This is a genomic window from Bacillus sp. AK25, from assembly GCF_048270685.1.
Lineage (GTDB): Bacteria > Bacillota > Bacilli > Bacillales > Bacillaceae > Bacillus > Bacillus altitudinis.
In genome coordinates, this window is the sequence record NZ_JBLUWC010000001.1 from 2,434,901 (window position 1) to 2,460,763 (window position 25,863).

General features: G+C 41.8%; 22 protein-coding genes and 1 other annotated feature. Of the genes, 2 read left to right on the forward strand and 20 right to left on the reverse strand.

Annotation, left to right across the window (positions count from 1 at the left end; genetic code table 11):
• Positions 1–137: 137 nt before the first annotated feature.
• A complete protein-coding gene (locus ACNO7B_RS12680) occupies positions 138–623 on the forward strand; it encodes a hypothetical protein (protein WP_024718411.1) in 486 nt (161 codons plus the stop codon).
• A gap of 44 nt (positions 624–667) precedes the next feature.
• Here the strand turns inward: ACNO7B_RS12680 and yihA are convergent, their stop codons facing one another.
• The 14 genes from yihA to ilvE form a co-directional block, all read right to left on the reverse strand.
• Positions 668–1,255 (reverse strand): ribosome biogenesis GTP-binding protein YihA/YsxC, encoded by a 588-nt coding sequence (yihA, locus tag ACNO7B_RS12685; protein WP_007501562.1) that lies wholly within the window; start codon positions 1,253–1,255, stop codon positions 668–670.
• Positions 1,252–3,576: an endopeptidase La gene (gene lon / locus ACNO7B_RS12690; RefSeq protein ID WP_007501564.1), complete on the reverse strand. Its 2,325-nt coding sequence runs from the start codon at positions 3,574–3,576 to the stop codon at positions 1,252–1,254. The genes yihA and lon overlap by 4 nt, the downstream gene beginning before the upstream one ends.
• Before the next feature lie 171 nt (positions 3,577–3,747).
• The gene (gene lonB, locus ACNO7B_RS12695) at positions 3,748–5,409 is read right to left on the reverse strand and encodes an ATP-dependent protease LonB (RefSeq protein ID WP_007501566.1); all 1,662 of its coding nucleotides are present in this window, start codon (positions 5,407–5,409) and stop codon (positions 3,748–3,750) included.
• 139 nt (positions 5,410–5,548) lie between these two features.
• Positions 5,549–6,814: an ATP-dependent protease ATP-binding subunit ClpX gene (gene clpX, locus ACNO7B_RS12700; protein WP_007501568.1), complete on the reverse strand. Its 1,266-nt coding sequence runs from the start codon at positions 6,812–6,814 to the stop codon at positions 5,549–5,551.
• A gap of 251 nt (positions 6,815–7,065) precedes the next feature.
• A complete protein-coding gene (tig, locus tag ACNO7B_RS12705; protein ID WP_417901577.1) occupies positions 7,066–8,340 on the reverse strand; it encodes a trigger factor in 1,275 nt (424 codons plus the stop codon).
• Between the two features lie 240 nt (positions 8,341–8,580).
• A complete protein-coding gene (gene ddcA / locus ACNO7B_RS12710) occupies positions 8,581–9,588 on the reverse strand; it encodes a DNA damage checkpoint antagonist DdcA (protein WP_007501571.1) in 1,008 nt (335 codons plus the stop codon).
• 123 nt (positions 9,589–9,711) lie between these two features.
• A complete protein-coding gene (leuD, locus tag ACNO7B_RS12715) occupies positions 9,712–10,311 on the reverse strand; it encodes a 3-isopropylmalate dehydratase small subunit (protein WP_008342843.1) in 600 nt (199 codons plus the stop codon).
• A 15-nt stretch (positions 10,312–10,326) separates the two neighbouring features.
• Positions 10,327–11,742 (reverse strand): 3-isopropylmalate dehydratase large subunit, encoded by a 1,416-nt coding sequence (gene leuC / locus ACNO7B_RS12720; protein ID WP_007501575.1) that lies wholly within the window; start codon positions 11,740–11,742, stop codon positions 10,327–10,329.
• A gap of 42 nt (positions 11,743–11,784) precedes the next feature.
• The gene (gene leuB, locus ACNO7B_RS12725) at positions 11,785–12,882 is read right to left on the reverse strand and encodes a 3-isopropylmalate dehydrogenase (RefSeq protein ID WP_411238052.1); all 1,098 of its coding nucleotides are present in this window, start codon (positions 12,880–12,882) and stop codon (positions 11,785–11,787) included.
• A gap of 18 nt (positions 12,883–12,900) precedes the next feature.
• On the reverse strand, positions 12,901–14,454 hold the full coding sequence (locus ACNO7B_RS12730) for a 2-isopropylmalate synthase (protein ID WP_008342850.1): 1,554 nt from the start codon (positions 14,452–14,454) through the stop codon (positions 12,901–12,903).
• Positions 14,441–15,469, reverse strand: coding sequence for a ketol-acid reductoisomerase (gene ilvC / locus ACNO7B_RS12735; RefSeq protein ID WP_007501581.1), 1,029 nt, complete (start codon positions 15,467–15,469; stop codon positions 14,441–14,443). The genes ACNO7B_RS12730 and ilvC overlap by 14 nt, the downstream gene beginning before the upstream one ends.
• Before the next feature lie 18 nt (positions 15,470–15,487).
• Entirely contained in the window at positions 15,488–16,006 is a 519-nt protein-coding gene (ilvN, locus tag ACNO7B_RS12740; protein ID WP_007501584.1) for an acetolactate synthase small subunit, read from the reverse strand.
• Positions 16,003–17,727 carry an acetolactate synthase large subunit gene (gene ilvB / locus ACNO7B_RS12745; RefSeq protein WP_008342854.1) on the reverse strand — a complete coding sequence of 575 codons (1,725 nt, stop codon included), beginning with the start codon at positions 17,725–17,727 and terminating at the stop codon, positions 16,003–16,005. Before ilvB ends, ilvN begins: the two co-directional genes overlap by 4 nt.
• 122 nt (positions 17,728–17,849) lie before the next feature.
• Positions 17,850–18,096: a binding site (T-box leader), on the reverse strand.
• Between the two features lie 8 nt (positions 18,097–18,104).
• Positions 18,105–19,019 carry a branched-chain-amino-acid transaminase gene (gene ilvE / locus ACNO7B_RS12750; RefSeq protein WP_008342856.1) on the reverse strand — a complete coding sequence of 305 codons (915 nt, stop codon included), beginning with the start codon at positions 19,017–19,019 and terminating at the stop codon, positions 18,105–18,107.
• 432 nt (positions 19,020–19,451) lie between these two features.
• Between ilvE and ACNO7B_RS12755 the strand changes: the two genes are divergently transcribed.
• On the forward strand, positions 19,452–20,495 hold the full coding sequence (locus tag ACNO7B_RS12755) for a lactonase family protein (RefSeq protein ID WP_417901578.1): 1,044 nt from the start codon (positions 19,452–19,454) through the stop codon (positions 20,493–20,495).
• 31 nt (positions 20,496–20,526) lie between these two features.
• Here the strand turns inward: ACNO7B_RS12755 and ACNO7B_RS12760 are convergent, their stop codons facing one another.
• The 6 genes from ACNO7B_RS12760 to ACNO7B_RS12785 all read right to left on the reverse strand — a co-directional run bounded on the left by ACNO7B_RS12760 (position 20,527) and on the right by ACNO7B_RS12785 (position 25,316).
• Positions 20,527–20,946, reverse strand: a complete 420-nt coding sequence (locus ACNO7B_RS12760) for a YkvA family protein (protein ID WP_417901579.1) — start codon at positions 20,944–20,946, stop codon at positions 20,527–20,529.
• Between the two features lie 95 nt (positions 20,947–21,041).
• Positions 21,042–22,208, reverse strand: a complete 1,167-nt coding sequence (gene dltD, locus ACNO7B_RS12765) for a D-alanyl-lipoteichoic acid biosynthesis protein DltD (protein ID WP_058336571.1) — start codon at positions 22,206–22,208, stop codon at positions 21,042–21,044.
• A complete protein-coding gene (gene dltC, locus ACNO7B_RS12770; protein WP_003216498.1) occupies positions 22,208–22,444 on the reverse strand; it encodes a D-alanine--poly(phosphoribitol) ligase subunit 2 in 237 nt (78 codons plus the stop codon). The genes dltD and dltC overlap by 1 nt, the downstream gene beginning before the upstream one ends.
• 21 nt (positions 22,445–22,465) lie before the next feature.
• On the reverse strand, positions 22,466–23,650 hold the full coding sequence (gene dltB, locus ACNO7B_RS12775) for a D-alanyl-lipoteichoic acid biosynthesis protein DltB (RefSeq protein WP_417901580.1): 1,185 nt from the start codon (positions 23,648–23,650) through the stop codon (positions 22,466–22,468).
• Positions 23,647–25,152, reverse strand: a complete 1,506-nt coding sequence (dltA, locus tag ACNO7B_RS12780; RefSeq protein ID WP_417901581.1) for a D-alanine--poly(phosphoribitol) ligase subunit DltA — start codon at positions 25,150–25,152, stop codon at positions 23,647–23,649. The genes dltB and dltA overlap by 4 nt, the downstream gene beginning before the upstream one ends.
• A gap of 14 nt (positions 25,153–25,166) precedes the next feature.
• Entirely contained in the window at positions 25,167–25,316 is a 150-nt protein-coding gene (locus ACNO7B_RS12785) for a teichoic acid D-Ala incorporation-associated protein DltX (RefSeq protein WP_024427820.1), read from the reverse strand.
• Positions 25,317–25,863 lie beyond the last annotated feature (547 nt).

Genomic DNA, 25,863 nt, shown 5'->3' on the forward strand with positions numbered 1-25,863 from the left:
AAAATTGTGAACAGATTTCAAAAATGTTGTGATATAGTAGAAAAATGTTCGACATCGAATGCCATATCATCACTTCAAGCAATTTACCAGATTTGGCGCGTGCGGACAAATGATCTGCTTATAAGAAGGTGACATCTTTGAAGAAGAAATCTATTTTGCTGCCGCTCACTTTGCTGGCTGTAGCACTATATGCCATTCTCTCAGGAGATCAATTTGACATTTGGAAAGATCAGGAGAAATGGTATACACTTGTACTGCTTTTTGGCCTTGCTTTCTTATATCAAGGAAAGAAGGAGCAGGAAACCTCTCATGTGTTTATCGGTATGCTCATGACAGGCCTTGCGCTACACTTTATCCTTCAGCCGAAATTAGAACACTGGCCAGATACATTTACGATGATTGTGTTCATCGTCGGCCTCGCACTTTTGATGAAATCATCACAGAAAAAGGAATATCGAATAGAAAGTGTTGTTCTCATTGCACTCGGTCTATTCCTTTATTTCTTTCAACAAATTACAAAGCAACTTAGCACACTTTCGATCCCTACTTCCGGTTTTGAATTGTACTGGCCATATGTATTGATTGCCGTCAGTCTCCTCTTATTATTTTTAAAAAGGAAATAACTTATACAATAAAAAGGCATCTGCTTTGTGCAGATGCCTTTCTTTTAACTGTTAATCTTCGCAAGGATCGCATTCCAGGCTTCATCTTTTCCCTTTTTTGTTTCAGAAGAGAAAAGGATTAATTCATCTGATGGGTCGATGTCGAGTGTCTGTTTGACGACTTTCGCATGCTTTTCCCATTTGCCTTTTGGAATTTTATCGGCCTTTGTCGCAATAATGATCACAGGAACTCCATAATATTTAAGAAATTCATACATATTCACATCATCTGCGGATGGCTTATGACGCAGATCCACAATTTGGACGACTGCTTTTAACTCTTCACGCATTGTAATATACGTTTCGATCATTCTCCCCCATGCTTCGCGCTCTGTTTTTGATACTTTCGCAAAGCCATAACCGGGGACGTCCACAAAATGGAGCATATCATTAATAATGTAAAAATTAAGCGTCTGGGTCTTTCCTGGTTTAGAAGACGTACGCGCTAAATTTTTCCGATTAATCAATGAGTTAATGAACGAGGACTTTCCAACATTTGATCGTCCAGCAAGTGCGATCTCAGGCAGTCCCCCGCTCGGGTACTGCTCTGGTTTCACCGCACTAATGACGATATCTGATTTTGTTACTTTCATCTTCCCTCTCCTACTAACGCTTTCTCAAGCACCTCATCTAAATGTGAAACCGGAATAAAAGTTAATCCTTCTCTCACACTTTCAGGAATATCATCAATATCCTTCTCATTGTCCTTTGGAAGAATAATCGTTTTCAGTCCTGCACGATGTGCGCCTAATGCTTTTTCTTTTAATCCGCCAATCGGAAGCACTCTTCCTCTTAACGTAATTTCTCCTGTCATGCCAACCTCTTTTGAAACAGGACGTCCTGTGAGTGCTGATACAAGAGCCGTCGCAATGGTAATACCAGCTGATGGCCCGTCCTTTGGAACCGCACCCTCTGGAACATGGATATGAATATCGTGCTTTTCATTAAATTGAGGATCAATGTTCAGTTCATCTGCTTTTGAACGAATATAACTGAATGCCGCCTGCGCAGATTCTCTCATGACATCACCGAGCTTACCTGTTAGCAAAAGCTTGCCTTTACCCGGCGAGAGTGAGACCTCGATGGACAAGGTGTCTCCGCCAACTGTAGTATATGCAAGGCCTGTGACAACGCCGACCTGATCGGTCGTTTCCGCCTGACCATAACGGTAAAGTCTTTTTCCGAGGAATTCAGATAAGTTCTTTTCCGTCACTGTGATACGTTTGCGGTCTTCAGCCACAATTGCTCTTGCCGCTTTTCGGCAAATCGCCGCAAGCTGACGCTCTAACCCGCGGACTCCTGCTTCTCTCGTGTAATAACGAATCATATCGTAAATCGCTGCTTCACGAAGCTGCAAGTTCCCTTTCTTTAATCCGTGCTCCTTTAGCTGCTTCGGCAGAAGGTGATCTTTCACAATTTCTGCTTTTTCAACTTCCGTATACCCTGCAATCGTGATAATCTCCATTCTATCACGAAGTGGACCTGGAATGGTTGCTAAATTGTTGGCAGTTGCGATAAATAAGACTTGAGACAAATCAAATGTCTCTTCAATATAATGATCGCTAAAATTATGATTTTGCTCTGGATCTAACACTTCAAGCATCGCAGAAGACGGATCTCCCCTAAAGTCAGAAGACATTTTATCAATTTCATCTAAAAGAAAGACCGGATTCATTGTGCCCGCCTTGCTCATCCCGCGAATGATACGGCCAGGCATTGCACCTACATAGGTTCTTCGATGACCACGGATCTCAGATTCATCACGTACACCGCCAAGAGAGATACGGATAAACTTTCGATCGAGTGATTTGGCAATGGATTTGGCAAGTGACGTCTTCCCTACCCCAGGAGGTCCTGCCAAGCAAAGAATCGGTCCCTTTAATGAATTTGTCAGTTTCTGAACAGCAAGATATTCGAGTACCCGCTCTTTTACTTTTTCAAGCCCGTGGTGCTCGTCATCTAAAATTTCGCTTGCAAGCTTTAAATCTAGACGATCTTCTGTATAAGTGCCCCACGGCAGATTGATCAGCCAATCAATATAATTGCGAATGACAGAACTCTCAGCAGAGCTTGAAGGGATTTTTTCATAACGGTTCAGTTCTTTTAAAGCCGTTTCACGAACGGAATCTGGCATGCCGGACTCTTCAATTTTGGCCATAAGCGTACTGACTTCGCCTGTTTTCCCCTCTTTGTCTCCAAGCTCTTTTTGAATAGCTTTCATTTGTTCGCGTAAATAATATTCTTTTTGTGTTCGCTCCATTGAACGTTTGACACGCTGGCCAATTTTCTTTTCAATCTCTAGCACTTCTTTTTCATTGTGAATGAGACTGATGACCCGATTCAACCGTTTTTTGACATCGACTGTTTCCAGCACTTCTTGCTTGTCTTTTAATTTCAAAGGCAGGTGGGAAGCGACGATATCCGCCATTCTTCCAGGTTCTTCAATATCCGTCACCGTTGCATATGTTTCAGCTGAGATTTTTTTTGAAATTTTTATGTACTGATCAAAGTGATCTAACAAAGTGCGCATGAGTGCTTCTGCTTCTGCGTCCTTTAATTCTTCTTCTGTCAACTCTTTAATATCGACTGACGTATAGTCTTCTAGCTCCATGTAGGATTCGATCTGCGCTCGATTTAAGCCTTCTACGAGCACACGGATCGTTCCATTTGGCAGCTTCAGCATTTGTTTAATTTTTGTGTAGGTGCCGACTTTGAAAATTTCCTCTTCACCTGGTTCATCTATTGAAATTTCCCGCTGTGTTGCTAGAAAAATCATATGATCGTTCATCATGGCCTGTTCTAATGCTTGAACAGACTTTTCGCGCCCAACGTCCAAATGCAAGACCATTGTTGGATAAACAAGCAAGCCTCGCAGTGGAAGGAGCGGAACATTCTTTTTGATTTCATCTGCCATGTTGATAGACACCTCCGTCACTAGTATGAATCATTATAATATACCTGTTTCAGTCTTGTACAATGTAAAAGACTTGAGAAATGATGATCTTACCGTAGTATACCCTTTCTTTTTATCTTGAAAAAGAAAAAAAGATCTATTTCACTAAAAAATCCCCATATGAGATGGGGATTAAACAGATTTCCTTTTCATTTCTTCTTCTAGTCCATCTTTCTTCTCATCTGGCGGATTGACCAAACACTGATCCAGCACTTCTTGGAAATGCTTCACAGGCACAATCGTAACCCCTTCAATCTCTTTTAAGATCGACTGCTGATTGTCATAAGGGATGATCACTGTTTTGACACCCGCTTGTTTGGCTGCCTTGATTTTTGGTATGACACCGCCAATCGGCTTCACCTGACCTTGTAATCCAATCTCACCGGTCATCGCCGTTAAATGATCAATCGGGATTTGATGAATGGCTGAGAAAATGGCTGTGGCCATCGCAATTCCAGCAGACGGCCCATCAATCGGGGCACCAGCCGGAAAATTAATGTGGATATCATATTCATTTGTTCGTATGCCTAAGTTTCGAAGCACGGTTAAGACATTTTCAACTGAGCCCTTCGCCATACTTTTCCGTCTGATCGATTTAGACTGATTGCCGATGCTTTCTTCTTCCGCAATACCTGTAATATTGATACTGCCTTTTTCAAGCGCTTTACAAATGTTCACTTCAATTTCAAGCAGAGCCCCGCTGTTCGGTCCATACACGGCAAGACCATTTACTACTCCTACCTTTGGCTTTTCCGGTACTTTTTGTTCATATCTTGGTGTCAGCTGGCTTGAATGAATGACCCATTCTACATCGGCGATCGTAATATCTTTTCGGTTTTCAGTGACAGCCATACCTGCGGCGATCTGTACCATGTTGACCGCTTCACGTCCATTTTTCACATAAGATGTTAACAGGTTCAGTCCTTCGTCACTTAATTCCTTCTGTATTTTCTCGACTGCTTTAGCTGCAACAATTTTCAGCTCATGCTGATCCAAATCCTTGAAGAAAATCTCCAAACATCTTGATCGAATAGCCGGCGGAATTTCGTCTGGTGTTCTTGTCGTGGCACCAATCAGTCGAAAATCAGCGGGCAACCCATTTTGAAAAATATCATGGATGTGATTCGGGATCTGCGTATTTTCTTCACTGTAATAAGCACTGTCTAAAAACACTTTTCGATCTTCTAGCACTTTGAGCATTTTGTTCATTTGAATCGGATGCAGTTCTCCAATTTCATCGATAAAGAGAACGCCGCCATGAGCATGTGTGACGGCTCCTTGTTTCGGCTGCGGAATGCCTGCCTGTCCCATGGCCCCTGCTCCTTGATAAATGGGATCATGTACGGAACCAATCAAGGGGTCTGCGATGCCTCGTTCATCAAATCTTGCCGTTGTGGCATCAAGCTCAACAAATACTGCATCTTTTTTAAATGGTGAATCAGCGTGACGCTTCGCCTCTTCCATCACTAGACGAGCAGCAGCTGTTTTTCCAACACCAGGCGGCCCGTAGACGATGACATGTTGCGGATTCGGTCCACACAGGGCAGCTTTAAGTGCACGTATACCGTCTTCCTGCCCTACAATATCTTGAAACCCCTTTGGCCGGACTCTCTCTGATAAAGGTTCACTCAGTTTAATGGATCGCATCTTTCTGAGTGCTTCCATTTCTTTTTTTGATTCTTTATCGATCGTCACCTTTTGTGTGCGCTGATTTTTCAGTAAGTTCCAAAAGTACAACCCGATGACGATACCAAAGAACAGTTGTATGAATAGTACGATTCCTGTCCAGCTCAATCGGTGCTCCCTCCTTCATCTATCGTTATGTATTGGTTTCTGTCTGCTAGTATTTCCTAGAGCTGGACGGAATAAACACAACTTCTACGATAAATAAAAAACTCCTGAATCAAAAGATTCAGGAGTCATTCAAATGGGCTTATGCTGATGTTTTTGTATCTTTATTCACGACTGTACCGTCTTTTAAGACAAGACGTGGCGGCTCACCATCAGCAACCGTTGCACCAGTAATGACACATTTCTCAATATCATCACGAGATGGAAGATCAAACATCACATCAAGCATGATGCCTTCGATGATGGAGCGAAGACCACGAGCTCCTGTTTTACGCTCAATTGCTTTTTTCGCAATTTCGCTAAGAGCGTCTTCTTCAAACTCAAGCTCAACATCATCAAGCTCAAGCATTTTTGTATATTGCTTAACGAGCGCATTTTTAGGCTTCGTCAAGATTTCTACAAGTGCTTTTTCATCTAACGGCTCTAGGCTTGCAATAACCGGAAGACGACCGATGAATTCTGGGATTAAACCGAAGCGAAGTAAGTCTTCTGGCAGAACTTTTGATAGAAGGACTTCTTTTTCAAGATCTTCAATTTTATTTTCCGCACCAAATCCAATCACTTTTTGACCTAGGCGGCGTTTGATGATTTGCTCAATGCCGTCAAAGGCTCCACCACAAATGAAGAGGATATTTGTTGTATCAATTTGAATGAATTCTTGATGAGGATGTTTACGTCCACCTTGAGGCGGTACACTAGCGACTGTTCCTTCAAGAATTTTCAAAAGGGCTTGCTGTACACCTTCCCCAGATACATCACGAGTGATAGAAGGGTTTTCTGATTTTCTTGCTACTTTATCGATCTCATCGATGTAGATAATGCCTTTTTCAGCTTTTTCTACATCATAATCTGCTGCTTGGATCAGCTTTAGTAAAATATTCTCTACGTCTTCCCCAACGTAACCTGCTTCTGTTAAAGACGTCGCATCTGCAATCGCAAATGGAACATTTAAAATACGTGCAAGCGTTTGAGCAAGTAATGTTTTACCGCTTCCTGTTGGTCCAATCATAGAGATGTTACTTTTCGAAAGCTCAACATCATCAATCTTACTGTTGGAATTAATCCGCTTGTAATGGTTATAAACCGCTACAGCTAAGGATTTCTTCGCATTCTCTTGTCCGATGACATATTCATCAAGAATTTCCCGGATTTCATGAGGTTTCGGAACATCCTTGAATTCAACTTCTTCCTCAGTACCGAGCTCTTCTTCAACTATTTCCGTGCAAAGCTCGATACATTCATCACATATATATACGCCAGGTCCTGCGACCAGTTTACGCACTTGATCTTGCGTTTTTCCGCAAAACGAGCATTTTAATTGACCTTTTTCCTCGTTGAATTTAAACATTCTTTCACCCCTTATTCTTCTTCACTTGCCTGTAGCTAACAGTCAGCTACCCTTCTGGGTCCAGTATGTATGCATTTTACCATACTTTCCTAAAAGACGGTAATGATGTGTTTGTAACACTGCACATTGAGATATGTATGACAGAAAGATGCGACTTACACTATCGTTTCCAAAAGAAGCGATGATAAGTCAAAAATTGTACAAAACAAGGCACGAGTCACTCGCGCCCTGTTTTATTATTATGCACCATATTAACGGTTTTCTACAAGAAAATCAATTGCTTTACGAACTTTTAAATCTTCTTTCATTGCTTCAGTAGAACCGATCGCTTGTTTGATATTTTCAACTGGCATGTTGTATGCTTCAGCCATTTTTGAAAGTTCTTCTTCCACTTCTTCATCAGACACTTGTAGGTCTTCTGCAGCAGCAATTGCTTCAAGAGTAAGATTAGATTTTACGCGTTTAGCAGCATCTTCTTTCATTTGCTCTTTTAGCGCATCTTCATCTTGTCCAGAGAACTGGAAGTAAAGCTCAAGGTTCATCCCTTGCATTTGAAGACGTTGTTCGAATTCTTTCATCATGCGGTCTAGCTCAGTGTCAACCATCGCTTGAGGAACGTCAACTTCCGCATTTTCAGAAGCTTTTGCTACTAGCTCTTCACGAAGTTTGCCTTCTGCTTCGTTTTCTTTTGCTTCTTCAAGACGTTTCTTCGTTTTTTCAGTTAATTCAGCAATCGTTTCAACTTCTTCATCAACATCTTTAGCGAACTCATCGTCAAGTGCTGGAAGTTCTTTTGCTTTGATTTCATGAATTTTTACTTTGAATACAGCTGGTTTACCTGCAAGGTCTTCAGCATGATATTCTTCTGGGAATGTCACTTCAACGTCTTTTTCTGCACCTGCTTCAAGACCAACCAATTGCTCTTCGAAACCAGGGATGAATGAACCAGAACCTACTTCAAGAGAGTAGTTCTCAGCTTTTCCGCCTTCGAATGCTTCTCCATCAACGAATCCTTCGAAATCTAGAACAACTGTATCGCCGTTTTCGATTGCGCCTTCTTCTTTGACAACAAGCTCAGCTTGACGGTTTTGCATAGCTTTTAACTCTTCTTGGACATCTTCATCAGATACAGATGTGTCGTCTTTTTCTACGTTAAGACCTTTGTAGTCACCAAGTTTTACTTCTGGCTTCACTGTTACTTTTGCAATGAAGATTAAGCTTTCGCCTTTTTCGATTTTCTCAACATCGATTTCAGGGCGGTCAACCGGCTCGATACCAGCTTCGTCGATTGCTTTCGGATATTCAACTGGAAGAAGAATATCTAGTGCATCTTGATAAAGAGATTCTACTCCAAAACGCTGCTCGAAAAGACCACGTGGTACTTTCCCTTTACGGAATCCAGGGATTGATACTTGCTTAACTACTTTCTTAAATGCATCATCAAGTGCTTTGTTAAATGTTTCAGCGTCAACTTCTACTGTTAAGACACCTTCGTTACCTTCTTGTTTTTCCCATTTTACTGACATATGTGTTTCCCTCCAAAAATCTATTCAGATTGTGCGTTGTTACATTCTAAAGCATCATAAAGACTTCGTCCAATCAAAAACCACGCACTCCGCTAAAGAAGCGGTCTTATGTATACAACATTTGACTTGATTATACATAACGTCTTTCAACCGTTGGAATCTTACAACCGCACGATATATGCACAAATACAACCATTATATTATAACATAACAAGTCCGTCTTTCAACTAAATCGACAAATTACAAATAAGAAATTTCTTCAATATCTTTCAGCATTGTACAAGCTTCTCTCAGCTCTCGTTCGTTAAAATCATACAATAAATGCAATTCTTCGAGGTCAATCTCGATTCCATGCATTTCATAGCCGACTTTATGAAGTGCCGCAGCCCAAAGACTCGGATCCGTATATTTAGGAAGAAATGGATATAGCACAAATAAGTGCCGGCGCCATAACTCTTCAACTCCTTGGTAAAGGGTTGGGTTCTCATTGCCGAGTGTGTCATCGAGCTTTCGAAGGACTTGCTGAAGCAGTGGCATTTGCTCTGGCTTGACAGCCTCAGAAGGAACAAGCGTTAAAGAATCACCGAACTTCGTCACATGAACCGGCTTTGCCACATCATGATCTGACAGAAGTTGCAGGATCAATGATTTGACCAAAGGGTTTCCATCAGGCTTTTGTAGGATCGTATTTAATAGACCCATATGCGGCGTGATGTTTCGGTCTTTCAGCGAATGGATGAACTGCACCTGCTCTTCTGGCCGCTCGAGCATTTCATCTATATTGATTTCTCCGCTGCCTTCCTCGTCTTCGTCTAAAATCTCTTCTGGTGATTCAATCATCTTTCTGCTAAATTCAAGCAGCTTATAAAAATGCTCCGCGCTTTCTGCTGGAAGGTGATTTTCTTCAAGGACTGCCTCAATTGTTTGTTTGACTTCCTCGTACTCTTTCAGCTGAATTAAGATGGTCATATATACTTGAAGCACAGTGAAATAGTGTCCATATCCTTCATGTAGCATCTTTTCACAGACTCGCTTTGCATCCTGCAGCTCACCAAGCTCTAGAAAACAAATCGCCATACCGAGATGAATATCGGATTCTTCATCGTCATCATACGATTTCGCTTCTGAAAATAAGTGAAGCGCCTCTTGATACTGTTTATCTTTTAATGCTGCCATTCCTTTTTCAATCAGTCTTTCTTTCAGACCAGGAAACAAAATGACATTATCTTTCTTCTTGTCATGTTTCATGCTTACGTTCCTTTCGGGCGCATATTTTTTATCAGTTTACCAACGAAGGTTAGTAAACACAAGTAACGAGAGGTTTTCATGCAAAAAAGAAGCCGTCACACCACGGGGACGGCTTCTCGTTGTTTATGCACGCAGCCAGCTGCTACGTTTCTCTTCAAATGCTTGAATCTCATCTTCTAGTAACAATGTTAATGAAATCTCATCATAGCCATTCAGGAGCATTTCTCTCCAGTGTGGATCTACATCGAAAGGAGTAACATTCCCTTCATGGTCTTGAATCTGTTGTTTTTCCAGATCAACTGTCATCTCATATCCTTTGTTTTCATATGATGCAGCAAACGTTTTCCACACATCATAATCAAGGCGGATTGGAAGCATCCCGTTTTTAAAACAGTTTTGATGAAATATATCGGCGAAAGATGGGGCAATGACAATTTTGAAACCATAATCATCAAGTGCCCAAGGCGCGTGTTCCCTTGATGACCCGCAGCCAAAGTTTTCGCCTGCGATCAAAATAGAGGCTCCTTCATAAATCGGCTGATTGAGTTCAAAATCTGGATTCGGACTGCCATCTGCTAAATATCGCCAGTCAAAAAAGGCAAATCGGCCATATCCTGTTCGTTCGATTCTTTTCAAAAACTGTTTTGGAATGATTTGATCTGTATCTACATTTATACGGTTAAGCACAGCGGCTTTTCCTTTATGAGTGACTAAAGGCTCCATCTATGACACAACTCCTTACACGACTGTTTTCTCTTGATTAAACTTCCTGACATCGACAAATCGGCCATGTATGGCAGCCATTGCAGCCATTGCAGGGCTGACTAGATGCGTTCTTGCACCCTTCCCTTGACGTCCCTCAAAGTTACGGTTTGATGTAGATGCACAGCGTTCACCTTCTGGGACCACATCGTTATTCATACTGAGGCACATACTACAGCCAGATTCTCTCCATTCAAATCCTGCTTCTAGGAAAATTTCATGAAGACCTTCTTCTTCTGCTTGCAGTTTGACACTTTGTGAGCCAGGAACCACAATCGCTCTGACATGATCAGCTACTTTTTGTCCTTCAATCATAGAAGCGGCTTGGCGTAAATCAGTCATTCTTGAGTTCGTACATGAGCCAATAAACACATGCTCAATCGTAATATCTTCAATACGCTGATGAGGATGAACCCCCATGTATTCATAAGCACGTTTTGCTTCTTTTTGGTCATCTTCTTGTGCAAAATCTTCAGGTCCTGGAATGGCTGCATCCACTGGGAGCACCATTCCTGGGTTAATTCCCCACGTGACCATTGGTGAAATATGATTTCCATCTAAAACAATGGTTTTATCATAGGTCGCACCCGGATCTGTTCTTAGTTCTTTCCATTCTTTTATCGCTGCTTCGAAATCTTCACCCTGCGGTGCGTATTTGCGTCCGCGGCAATATTCAAAGGTCACTTCATCAGGTGCGATCAATCCTGCTCTTGCGCCTGCTTCAATTGACATATTACAAACGGTCATCCGCTCATCCATTGACATGTTTCTGAATACTTCCCCAGTGTATTCAATGACATAACCTGAACCAAACTTCACGCCATGTGCGCCAATGACTGCTAAAATGACATCTTTGGCTGTTACCCCTTTTTGAAGCGTTCCGTCTACTCTAATTTCTAGTGTCTTCGGACGCTGCTGCCAAAGTGTTTGTGTGGAAAGCACATGCTCAACCTCACTTGTGCCAATCCCAAAGGCAAGTGCACCAAACGCGCCATGAGTAGATGTATGACTATCTCCACACACGATTGTTTTACCCGGAAGTGTTAAACCAAGCTCTGGTCCAACGACATGAACGATTCCTTGGTCTACACTGTGAAGGTCAGCTAGACGGACCCCGAATTCAGCACAGTTGCGCTCTAGAGCACTGACTTGCTTCTTCGCAATCTCATCTTTGATCACAAATCGATTCACAGTCGGAATGTTGTGATCCATCGTCGCAAATGTGTTTTGTGGTCTTCGCACCTTGCGCCCTTTTTGTCTTAATCCTTCAAATGCTTGAGGTGACGTCACCTCATGCACCAAGTGCAGATCAATATATAAAAGGTCTGGTTTTCCCTCGCCATTTTTGACAACATGCTGATCCCATATTTTTTCGATGATTGTTCGAGGCATAACCCTTTTTCCTCCCTCTACCTAATTCAACAAGATTTCTATTTATACAATGGTTTTCGTACGTTGTTTGAGTGCATCTACAACGGCTTTCGTGATATCATCAGTCGTTTCATACGTTCCCTCTTTTGATGCTAGGTCCTTTGTTCGTTTGCCAGAGGCAAGAACGGCTTCCACAGCTGCTTCAATTGCGGCCGCTTCTTCTTCTAAAGCAAAGGATGTTCTAAGCAAGCTGGCTGCTGACAATATAGTAGCCAGAGGGTTTGCGACATTTTGCCCCGCAATATCGGGTGCTGAACCATGAATCGGCTCATATAAATGAAGGCCGGTGCTTGATAAACTAGCAGATGGCAGCATGCCGAGTGAGCCAGTAATCATAGATGCTTCGTCACTTAAAATGTCACCAAACATATTCTCTGTCACGATGACATCAAATTGAGCGGGCTTATAAATAAGTTGCATCGCGGCATTATCGACGAGCATGTGCTCATATGCGACATCTGAATATTGGGATGCAACTTCTTCTACCGCATCCCGCCATAGTTTACTCGAAGCGAGAACATTTGCTTTATCCACAGACGTTACTTTTTTCCGTCTCGTTAATGCCATGTCGAACGCTTCTTTTAATACACGAACAATCTCTTCCTTTGTATAAAGAAGTGTATCAACCGCAGCTTCTTTTCCTTCATCATCCGTGTAGCGCTCACTTGGTTCGCCAAAGTAGAGGCCTCCAGTTAATTCACGAACGATGACGAAATCTACTCCGCTAATGTGATCTTGTTTTAACGGCGAAGCCTCACTCAAGCTATCAAATACTTTGACAGGGCGGATGTTCGCAAATAAGTCCAGCTGCTTGCGAATGGAGAGCAAGCCTTTTTCTGGGCGAAGTTCTGGCGGGTTTTGATCCCACTTCGGTCCGCCAACGGCTCCTAATAAAATCGCATCTGCGCTTTTGCACACTTCTACTGTTTCTTTAGGGAGCGGATTGTTTTTTTCATCTATCGCTATACCGCCAATGAGAGCTGTTTCGAATTCAAATTCGTGTTGAAATTGAGCCGCTGTCTCTTTCAGGACAGCGACGGCTGATGTGACGACTTCCGGTCCGATTCCATCGCCGGGCAAAAGTGCAATTTTCTTTTTCATGAGTCCCTTCCTCCTTTCTTATGAGATGGCGTGATGTTTCTCAATTTCTATTAGGTTTGATTTAAAGATTAAATGTCTATTCACTGCATTGACGTAAGCTTTAGCCGATGCTTCCAGCACATCTTGCGCTACACCGCGTCCTGCTGTTTCTTTTCCTTCTATTGAAACAGTGACATATACTTCCGCTAGTGCGTCTCTGCCTTTTCCATTGGATTGAATACGATAGTCTAGCAAATGAATTCTTTCCTCCATACAGCGCTCAAGCGTGTTGTACACAGCTTCTACACTGCCTGCACCTGTAGCTGCTTCTTGAATGACTTCCTGCGTTTCTTGATTTTTAAGAGAGACTGTTGCTGTCGGCATTTGCTCTGTCCCATAATGAACTTGAAGACTTTCAAATTCATAGCCAATTTTACGGTCTGCTACTTTTTCTTCTAATATAATAGAGATTAAATCATCATCTGTGATTTCTTTCTTCTTCTCTGTTAAGTTCTTAAAAGTTTCGAAGAACTTATTGATTTCTTCTTCAGTCAATTTAAAGCCGAGTGTTTTTAAGCGGTCTTTAAACGCGTGTCTTCCGGAGTGTTTACCAAGGACAAGCACATCTGTTGTGACGCCTACAAGCTCTGGAGAGATAATTTCATAGGTTGTTTTTTCTTTGAGGAATCCATCTTGGTGAATACCTGATTCATGGGCAAATGCATTGTTTCCAACGACTGCTTTATTACGCGGTACAATCATACCTGAGTATTTGCTCACTACATCACTTGTGCGCTTAATTTCATTCAACTGAATGGTTGATTCGACTTGGTAAAAGTCTTTGCGAATATGAAGGGCAACTGCAATTTCTTCTAAAGCAGCATTTCCTGCGCGCTCTCCAATACCGTTGACAGCTGTTTCAATTTGATCTGCTCCGTTTTCAATGGCAGCAAGTGAGTTCGCTACAGCCATTCCTAAATCATCATGACAGTGTGCTGACAAGATGACTTGATCGATATTTGGAACGTGTTCCTTCATATATTTAAAGATATTTCCGTACTCTTTTGGTGCTAGGTATCCAACAGTGTCAGGTAAGTTAATGACACTTGCGCCTGCGTCGATCACTTTTTCTACAATTTCTGCTAGGAAAGAAAGATCTGTCCGGCATGCATCTTCTGCTGACCACTGAACAACTGGGAAGCGCTCTTTCGCATATTTCACCATTGAAACAGCTTGTTCAACCACTTCTTCACGTGTTTTCTTTAGTTTATGCTTGAGGTGAATGTCAGAAGTCGCAATAAAGACGTGTATTCTTGGTTGAGCTCCATCTTTTAATGCGTCCCATGCAGCATCAATGTCACCTTTCACACATCGTGCAAGTCCTGCAACTGAACAGTTCTTAATCGTTCTTGCAATTTCTTGTACGCCTAAGAAATCCCCTCGGGATGAAGCGGGAAAACCCGCTTCAATAATATTAACCCCAAGGCGCTCAAGCTGCTTAGCAATGATTAGTTTTTCTTGTGCATTTAAGTTCACTCCTGGTGATTGCTCTCCATCTCGAAGTGTTGTGTCAAAAAAATTAATTTTTCGCACCGACGCTCACCGCTTCCTTTTTCTTTCCTTGTTTAACGAAAGGCATCATTTCACGAAGCTTTCTTCCGACGATTTCAATTTGGTGCTCATTCTCATTTGCATTGATCGCATTGAAACGTGGACGATTTACTTGGTTTTCAACAATCCATTCTTTCGCGAATGTTCCGTTTTGGATGTCAGTCAAGACTGCTTTCATTGATTCTTTTACTTTGGCATCCACAACGCGTGGTCCTGATACGAAGTCACCCCATTGCGCTGTATCAGAGATTGAATATCTCATACCTTCTAATCCTTCTTCATACATAAGGTCAACGATCAATTTCAGTTCATGCAGACACTCGAAGTATGCAAGCTCTGGCTGATAACCAGCTTCTGTTAATGTTTCAAAACCTGCTTTTACTAATGAAGTAAGACCTCCACAAAGAACTGCCTGCTCACCGAATAGATCCGTTTCTGTTTCTTCTTTAAATGTTGTTTCAAGAACGCCCGCTCTTGCTCCACCGATTGCTTTTGCATAAGCAAGTGCTTTGTCTTTCGCTTGACCAGATACATCTTGATAGATTGCAAATAGTGCAGGTACACCAGCGCCTTGCTCATATGTTCTTCTGACAAGATGTCCTGGACCTTTTGGAGCCACAAGATACACATCTACGTCACTTGGCGGAACAATTTGATGGAAGTGAACGTTGAATCCGTGTGCGAATACAAGTGAATTCCCTGCTTCTAATTGATCTTTGATTTCTTCATCATATACTTTCTTTTGCTGCTCATCTGGAAGTAATACCATGACGACATCTGCTTGTGCTGCTGCTTCTTTTACTGTGAATACTTGATGACCGTCTTCTTGTGCTTTTGTATAAGATCCGCCTTTTCTTACGCCGACAATGACATCTACGCCGCTCTCTTTTAAGTTCAATGCATGTGCATGACCTTGTGATCCGTAACCAATGATAGCTACCTTTTGACCGTTTAATACGTTTTCTTGAATATCACCGTTATAATATACTTTTACCATTTGACTCTCTCCTTTTGTTTAGACAATTGAAATTGTTTTATTTGTTTGCGGCTTTTGCTGATTATCTCTCGCAAAGGCCGTGGTGCCAGTTCTGGCGACTTCTTTAATGCCGTATGGCTTAAGTAATTCAATGAGTGCTTCAATTTTTGAAGACTCACCTGTCACCTGAATGACGACACTTTCTCTGCTCACATCTACAATAGAAGCTCTAAAAGGTTCAATGACCCCCGTGATCTCCATTCTAGATGCTGGTGCAGATACGACTTTTATCAAAGCCAGCTCTCGCTGAACGATTGATTGGTTTGTAATATCCGTTACTTTGAGGACATCGATTTGTTTGTTCAGCTGTTTTGTCAGCTGTTCGATGTCTTTCTCCTGGTCTACATGGACGACGAACGTGATGCGTGATACATCTTGAATCTCAGAATGGCCGACCGTAATGCTTTCAATGTTGTAGTGTCTTTTGGTAAAAAGGCCTGTGATTCTGTTCAGTACGCCTGATCGATTTAATACAGTCAACACAATAATTCTTTTCAAGGTTTCACCCCCACCATCTCATGAAGTCCTTTCCCCGGTGCTACCATCGGGAATACTTTCTCATCTCTCGCTACATTGACATCGATGAAAACAGGCTCTCTAGACGTTAATGCTTCTTCGAGCTTTTCTTGCGCCTCTTCGTCTGATGAGATTCTGATCCCTTTAATGCCATAAGCTTCAGATAATTTTACGAAGTCTGGCTGCTCTGAAAATTTAGAATGTGAGTAGCGTTCTTCGTAAAAAATTTCTTGCCATTGTCTTACCATTCCAAGACTGTGATTATTCAGAACAATCACTTTCACTGGAAGGTTCAGCTCACGGATAACGGCAAGTTCTTGCAGGGTCATTTGGAAACCTCCGTCTCCTAAAATCGCCACAACCGTTGCCTCTTGATCAGCTAGCTGCGCGCCAATCGCTGCCGGTAAACCAAATCCCATTGTGCCAAGCCCACCAGATGTCACCCATTTATCGGCATTTTCAAATGGATAGAACTGTGCAGCCCACATTTGATGCTGTCCAACATCAGTTGCCACAATGGCTTCACCTTTTGTGAATTGATGAATGTATTCAATCAGCTTTTGAGGTTTAAAACCTTCAGCTTCGTTTTCGACATACCAGAGTGGATATTCTTCCTTCCACTGATTTAGCTGGCTCTTCCACTCGTCTGATTCACCTTGTTTCCCGTCCTGCTTGATCAGTTCTTGAAGCACTAGCTTACTGTCACCAACAACTGGGATATGGGTGTGAATGTTTTTACCAATTTCCGCTGGGTCGATGTCAATGTGAGCCACCTTCGCATGCTTTGCAAAATGATTGAGGTTGCCGGTTACCCTGTCATCAAATCTCGCTCCGATTGAAATGAGTAAGTCACATTGATGTAGTGCCATGTTCGCTGCATATGTGCCGTGCATACCCGCCATTCCTAGGAACAGAGGATGCTTTGCTGGGAATCCGCCAAGCCCAAGCAATGTATGAGCGACAGGGATTTGCTGCTGCTCTACATATTGCCTTAATTCTTCCGAAGCTTTGCCATGAAGAACGCCAGCTCCTGCTAGAATAACTGGTTTCTTTGCTCTACTTACAGCTTCTACTAACTTGCGAATTTGCAAATAATTCGGCTCAATTTTCGGCTGATAACCAGGCAAATCAATTGGCTGATCGTATTCAAATGTCCCTTCAATACCAGCGACATCTTTTGGAATATCAATCAAGACTGGACCAGGTCTGCCGGTTGTTGCGATGTGAAATGCCTCTTTAATGACACCCGGTAACTCTTCTGGACGTCTCACTTGATAGCTGTGTTTTGTGATTGGCATTGTGATACCAAGTACATCTGCTTCTTGGAAAGCATCTGATCCAATGACTGAGGTTGCCACCTGTCCAGTGAAGATAACCATAGGTAGTGAATCAATCATCGCATCTGCAATTCCTGTGACTAGGTTTGTTGCCCCCGGTCCTGATGTGGCAATAACAACACCTGGTTTACCAGATACTCTTGCGTATCCCTCCGCTGCGTGAATCGCTCCTTGCTCATGTCTTGGCAGGACATGAAATAAACCAGAATCGTAAATTTTATCGTAGATCGGTAAAACGGCTCCGCCAGGATAACCAAAAATGACTTCTACTTTTTCTCTTTTGAGTGCTTCAATTAACATGAGTGCACCGTTCATCGTTTGTGGTGCATTTGATTTTTCCGTCTCCATTTGTACATTTGTCCCCATTTGATTTCCTCCTCTTTGTCTTGCTTCAGTCAAGTCCTTTCACCCTTTTCCATTCAAGATAGAGATATGAGACCATATAAAAAAGCCTTCTCACCCCACAATGACACTACTTTTCACTAGGTCAAAGGGGCGAAAAAGCTTTGTTTTTCGCGGTACCACCCTTGTTCACGGCAAATCATCTGCCGTCTCATGGACATCTTTCATCCATTTTGGTAACGAGTGATGCAATGTCACTCGGTCTGCCCTACTATCATTTCAAGCAGACACTCAGAGGTGAGTTCACTTTAGAAAGTAACACCGGTTTCCAGCTAGCACCGGCTCTCTGTAGATACTGACTCTAAAGCTACTAGTCCTCTTCAACGTTTATCGATATCTATTTAGCTTGCGTGAATGTTCTCATCGGTAAAGACTACTTTTTCTCCTTCTTCAACGACTCGCTTGCGGAATTGTTCAAGAAGTTTGTTTGTGTGGAACCCTGGTTTTCCTTCGCCAATGATACGACCGTCAACTTTTACAACAGCGATGACTTCGGCAGCGGTTCCTGTCAGGAAGACTTCTTCAGCTGTATACACATCATGTCTTGTGAAAGGTTCTTCTTTCACTTCGTAGCCTAAGTCTTCTGCAATCTCCATGATGGCATTTCTTGTGATGCCTTCAAGAGCGCCGATATAACCTGGCGGTGTATAGAGCTTACCTTTTTTATAAATAAACACATTGTCTGCAGAACCTTCTGCCACGTACCCTTGATCGTTCAGCATCAGCGCTTCACTCACACCGGCCATATGGGCTTCGATTCGGACAAGGATGTTATTCAAATAGTTTAATGATTTCACTTTTGGACTTAGTACGTCAGGACGATTTCGCCTCGTTGGTACTGTCACAATATCAATACCTGTTTCATATAGGTGCTTTGGAAAGATGGCCAGCGGCTCTACAATGATCACTGTGTTGGCTCTCCCGCAGTTGTTTGGATCTAAGCCAAGATCACCGGCTCCTCTTGAGACAACAAGGCGGATATAGGCATCTTTTAGGCCGTTCCTTTCAACTGTATGAATCATTTTTTCAGTGAGCTCCTCAAGTGAATATGGAATGTTCAGCATAATGGATCTAGCGGAATCATACAGGCGGTCTAAATGTTCTTTCATTCGAAAGATATTTCCGTTATATACACGTATTCCTTCGAACACACCGTCACCATATAAGAAGCCATGATCATAAACTGAAATTTTCGCATCCTCTTTTTTCACGAGTTCATCGTTTAAAAAGATCCACTGTTCCTTTTGGTCTTCCATCTTCAGTGAGCACCCTCTCTTTCAAACAAAAAGTAGTTGAATTTTCAGACACTTTATATTGAAGTGTCTCACGCTTACTCTGCGTGTCTGTTTGCTTTTGTTGAACCCATCTTACGCCGCTTTCCATACAGTGTCAACAGCATTTTTAAAATTATTAGACAATTTAGACTAATCAAAATAAAATGTATACGCTTACACCTTTGCTAGACAAGGAATGAAAAAACTTAAAATTTTTTGTATTTTTTCTTCAATTTATTTACTCTACATGAACGGTTTTCTTTTGAACAAGCTTTTGTAATATTTTTTCACACGGTTTTTGAAGAATATTGTGAGATTTCATTGCGTTTGTTTTTTCCTACAGCATGCCTTTCTAAAGCGTTTTCCTATGAATTTGTGATAGAATGAGAGCATCTAATAGAAGGAGGGCAATACATGGCTAACATCAGAGGTTATATCGGAACGTATACAAAGGGAGACAGCAAAGGAATCTATTCTTTTACTTTAAATACGGACAAGCAGCAGATTGAACAAGTAGAAGTGGCTGCCGAACTTGAAAATCCTACATATTTAACTGTCTCAGATTCTCAAAAGTTTGTGTATGCTGTTGTGAAAGAAGGAGCACAGGGCGGGCTTGCTGCGTATCAAATTGATGCCGACACCGGCGCACTTCGTTTCATCAACCAAGAGCTTGCCGATGGGGCTTCTCCTTGTCACGTCAGCGTGGACAGCCAAACGAAAACGGCGTTTACAGCAAACTATCATAAAGGAACAGCAGAGATGTATGAAATTGATGCTGAAAACGGCTCAGTGATCCGCAAACTGTCACAGGCGCAGCATGAAGGCACTGGACCAAACGAAGACCGTCAAGAAAAACCGCACACCCACTTTATGGGTTTGACGCCTGATGAACAATTTGCGGTGGCTGTTGACCTTGGCACAGACGGTATTTATACGTATAAGAAAGAAAACGGCAAACTTGAGCTTGCCCATACATTTGAAACAAAACCAGGCAGCGGCCCTCGTCATATCACATTCCACCCAACGAAACCTGTGGCCTATGTCATGACAGAGCTCAGCTCAGAGGTCATTGTACTTCGTTACTTTGAAGATGGTCATTTCGAAGAGATCCAAACGATCGCAACCATTCCTAATGACTTCACAGAGAATAATCAAGGCAGCGCCATTCATGTGTCTTCTGACGGTCAATTTGTGTATGCAGGAAATCGTGGACATGACAGCATTGCCATTTTCAAAGCAGATCATGACGGCAAACTAAGCCTCGTTGAAATTGCTTCATCTGAAGGAAATTGGCCTAGAGACTTTGTCCTTGATCCAACAGAAGAATTTCTCGTCGGCTCAAACCAAGAATCTAGTAATCTTGTGTTATACAAACGTGACAAAGAAACCGGTCAACTCACTGTCTTACAATCAGACATCACCGTTCCGCATCCGGTTTGTGTGAAATTTTTAGGATAATGAAAAAAGCCTCCGTTTAGGAGGCTTTTCTTTAAGCAGACGGCATACCGCCATCTTCAAGCTTTTGATCAATGAAAGACGTATCGCTTTTTTCACCGAACCATTTTCCAAGCCTGTCTTTTGCTTTTCCTTTGACATCGTCATCAATGTACATTGCGACTTGAAGCAGAGCAAATGTGATGGCGCCTAGATCATCTGTGTAGCCGATCCCCACCAATGTATCAGGGATCAGGTCAATCGGAAGGATAAAGTACCCTAGCGCCCCAATGATGAGGGTCTTCGCTTTAACCGGTACTTCGGGTTTTTGCAATGTATAATAAAGTAATAGCACAGCATAGACAAGAGAAACTCCAGCTTTTTGTGCCGTCTTTTTTAACTTTCCCCAAAAGGCATGATCATTAAAATGCTTCTTTGAACGCTTTAATAGTTCTTTTTTCTCAGAACGATTCATCGTATCGCCTCCATATTCAGCATAGCCCTTCCACCCTATTTATACAAGAAATCCACTCATTCGACAAACAAAAAGCAGCAGAAAGCTGCTGCAATCTACTGCTCTTTGTAAAACTTTTCGATCGCCTTATCGATGTATACCCATCCTTTATACGACACATGAATCGTATCCTTAAAGAAATATGGGTCATACTCATGCGAAGTCAAATCTGCGACTTCATACCCATTATCTCGAATTTGACGATTGATTTTTTGATAATAATCTGTACGTCCCTCTTTCGGAAAACCAGTGTAATCATACCATTTTCCGTTGACGGGAATCGTCACGAATAAAGGCTTCGCCCCTGCCTGTTTTAAAATATCCAGCATGATCTGGAAATCTTTATATTCAGGTGATGCTGCATAAGAATTGTCACGACGAGAATCCTTCATCTTTTTCATGATCGGCTTCAGCTTTCGATCAAACAATCTCTGATCAATATAAAACGGGTTGTCCCCTGCTTTTTCAGATCCTAGGACGCTCGCTTCTTTTTCAAGCTCAGTCCATGTCTTCCCTTTCACTGAAGGAGACGGATGATGCTTGCGCTCATGCCCAGACCCGATCGTATAGTACATGTCTTTCTTTTGAAGCATGCCATAATACATTTTTGCAATAGGAGAAATCGCGCCATAGGCGAATTTGTTCCCAGAAAGCTCTGCTTTAAAAAGTTCTGTGATGACCATGTCGTTCTTTACTGCCTTAAACTTCATGATTCTTTTGATGAGCTTTTTTTTCACAGCTGGATCAATTTCTTTATTATAAGCGAGATCAAGCGCCTGAAGCGCTGAATAGTTAGGAGCAAAGTGATTCTCGTCTGATCCCCCTTTGACAAACCACTGCGGGGACACGATAAACACAAGCTTTTTCCCTTTTAATTCATCCATATGCGCTGCAAAGTTCATGGCATGAATTAATGATTGCGATCCACCTTTTCCAACAAGATAAGGTGTAAACCCTTGAGGATTTTCATGAAAGAAATTCGAAGGGTGATATGGATCAAAACGTGATAGTTCAGAAGATCCATAGATCGGCAAATAAGTTGGATCTTTTAGCATTTCATCTTGTAAATAAAGCCCTTGAAACATCCCTGGATCTAATTCTGTGGCTGACTTTTGTAATTTGTCTTTTGGGATCAGATGTGAGAGCCATGCATTTGGTACAAGAAGAACACCAATGAATAGAACAGCCGCTAAAATAAGCGGCCCAAAAAAACGCTTTTTCATTACTTCATCTCTGCCAGCTGCTCAGCAATGTGATTCGGTGTATCCCACACATCACGATCAAACTCTGTAATCGGAACAGTAATTCCAAGTTGACTTTCAATTGCCATAAGTAGTTCTACTGTACCAAATGAATCTAGAAGACCTTCGTCAAAAATTGCAATCTCTGGATTTTCTTTCACAACGTCGTCCTGACAAACCTCTGCAATAATACCGTATACTTGATTTTTAAATTCCATAATTTTCTACTCCCTTAATCATTAATGATGAAATGGTTTTCCTGAAAAAATATAAAATCCGAAACAAATCACATGGAATGTAATAATGATCGACACAACCATTGTGGCCTTATTATCCGGCCACCACTTGTGCTTTTTATTCCACTTCTCAAATAAATTGTAACCGGACATCACAACTGCGTGATATAGTCCGTAAATAATGTATTGAAGGGCTAGACCATGCCAAGCACCCATCAATAGAAAGAGGACAAAGTACCCAATATTTGATACAGCCATCCGGTTCTTGATCCACTTCTTCTTTGTCATAAAGAACACAAATCTCATAAACACATAATCTCTGAACCAAAAGGACAGCGACATGTGCCAGCGATTCCAGAAGTCTTTAATATTACGGCTGATAAACGGTTTATTAAAGTTTTCTGGTGATTTAATGCCCATGATATAACTCACACCTACAGCAAATGCTGTATATCCAGCAAAGTCAAAGAACAAATACATACTGTACGCATACATATACGTTAACTGTTGAACAAAGTGACTGCTGCTAATGTGGTGAATATTCATGAGAATATATGTGTGAATGAGATAACCAATAATGAACTTATATAAGAACCCAATAAAAATTTTATGAATCCCTGCATATAGAAGGTCACTGTACGCTTCTTTTTCAGGCGGTGTATCCATATCCTTTTCAAACCGGCGGTAACGATCGATTGGACCGGATGAAATCGTCGGGAAAAAGACGATGAAATAGACCAAACGGTGAATCGGGATTTTCTTTTTAATCAAGCCGTCTCTTGTCTCGATAATTAACTGAACACCTTTAAATGTTAAGTACGAGATCCCCAAAAAGCTCAGCCAGTTCATTGGTGGCGGTTGATGCGGATGATGAGTTAAAAAGAACGGTAAAACCTTTGATAGTACAAGCGGCAAAATCGATGCCACCACTGCCATATAGAAAACAGACGCCTTGTTCGCCTTCAACCGGTACGCAAGGTATAGACGGATGATCAAGACTTGCCACACTGTAAACAGGAACAGCAGCAAAGCGCCATGTGCATCCTTTGAGAAAATAAGCGCCAGCGCCACAACCGTTGCAAACATGTTGTAGCCCTGCATTCTTTTGCCGCGAAGACCAAGAATCATCGTCGGCAAAAGAAGAATACCAATTAGAATGAAGAAAAAGAATGAACTAAACGGAATCATAGAAGAACCTCTTTCGCGATTCTTTTACGGTCAACCTTCCCGTTTGGCGTCATGTACAGCTGCTCAAGATAGACAAACTTTCTTGGAATCATGTACGCAGGCAGTGAATCCGCCAATTCTTTCTTAATCCCACTTGTCAGCTGATATTCTTTTTCAAAGGAATGCTCAGTTGGAACAATGGCTGCAATTAAGTACTCCACATGCCCGTTTGGCTGGAATGGCACAATCACACAAGCATTGACATACGTTGTCTCGCTCACATGATATTCAATTTCTTCAAGCTCCATCCGGTATCCATGTAGCTTAATTTGATAGTCCAGACGACCGTGGCACGTAATCAAACCATCCTGCGCCACACCTGCGTCACCTGTGCGGTAAGCAGGGCGTCCTTCATGTTCGAAAAACACTTTATCCGTTAAGGCTTGTTCACCTAAGTAGCCTTTTGTGACGCTTGGCCCCACGATGACAATTTCCCCTTTTTCCCCATCAGGGAGTGTCTTGCCTTCTTCATCTAAAATGACGATATCTGTATCAGGTTTGGCATAACCGACTGGTAAAGAATCGTGATGATCAAGAATCTCCTGCGTGACTTCAATCGATGTAATCGCAACAGTTGCTTCAGTTGGACCATACGTATTAAAGACCTGCGCTTTAGGAAAACGCTCAAGAAGCGCACTTGCTACAGTGACAGGAAGTGCCTCTCCGCAGAACAAGAAAACTTTCAACTCTGGTAAAAGCTCCCCTGTAAAGGAAGGATCCATTAAACACATTTGGACAAAGGAAGGTGTGGATGTCCACACTTCAACGTCAGATTGACCAAGCGCTGCAAACATATCCTTTGGCTTATTCACAAGATCTTTCACTAAACAGTAAAGCGTGCCGCCTGATTGAAGCGCTGGATAGAGATCCATCACTGATAAGTCAAAAGAAAACGGTGCTTGATTTAAGAACGTGCGCCCCTCGTCGATTGGGAAATCGCGGCACATCCATCCTGTAAAGCTTTCTAAATTGCTGGCTGTTACCTGAACGCCTTTCGGTTTCCCGGTACTGCCAGACGTATAAATAATGTAGAAAACATCATCTTGTTGAACCCACTGCGTGGATGGCGGTGCTTCTTTTTCAAGCGATAACAGCGATGCCGCACTCTTCACTTCAATGTGTTCTTCTACATCTAATACATTCTGCTCATTTGCACATATCAATAGACTGGCTTTTGAGCTTTCAATGATTGAGACGATGCGCTCGACAGGTATGGAGATATCGACCGGAATATAGGGTCTGCCTGATTTCACACTGCCTAAAAAAGAAATCAGCATCTCTGGCTCCATATGACCGTATACAATGACAGGTGCACTGTCAGTTGCGACTGTATCAATCGCACCAGCCATTTGGTCTGATAGACGCCAAAGCTCATCATATGTGATCGAAGCATGTTGAGAAACAAATGCTGGCTGTGTCGGTTTCGTTTGTTGGTATTCATGAATCGTGTGTAATAGTTTCATAGTTTAATCTCCAATTAAAAATCGTTGTAAATGAATGATCCCGTATTTGCTGTATGGAATCCGTAAATAAAGAACAATAATAGCAAAATAAGTAAGTAAAAGCTTGTATATCCTATCCATTTTACAGACTTATTTTCTGATAGCTTTTTGAATAGCATATTGATAACCTCTTTTCTTTTGACACTTATAAAGACGCATGGATCATCAAAAGAGTTTCATACCAAAACATAAAATTTTTAAGAATTGATGAACAAAAGATGTCCAAACTATGAACGTGTCTTCGGGCAAAGCTGTCTTATTGTAACAAAGATTTAATATAATTGAAATGAAATGGAAGCTTAAATTTGCCTTAAAATTGCCGAAAACTGTCGAACAAACGCAAAAGCCACCTAGTTAGACTAGATGGCTTTGATGTTATTTACTTTTTATATTTATTCACTTCGAACATGAGAATGTTGTTGAATACCACATAGTCCTTTTTACTTTCAAAAGGACCTTTGTTGTTGTCATGCTCGTCAATTTCATAAAACCCTGGACCTTCGCCGGAATCTCGCTTTTTGCCAGGATGGAAAGGTCAACTTACTTCAGCAGTGTGTTGACCAATCTAGTATTTAGAGCTTTAGCACTCACTACTTTTTTCCTATTCATTACATTTTTTTATATTGTTAAAATAAACATACTTATTTGAGAAGGGAGTGAACCTTTCTGGGA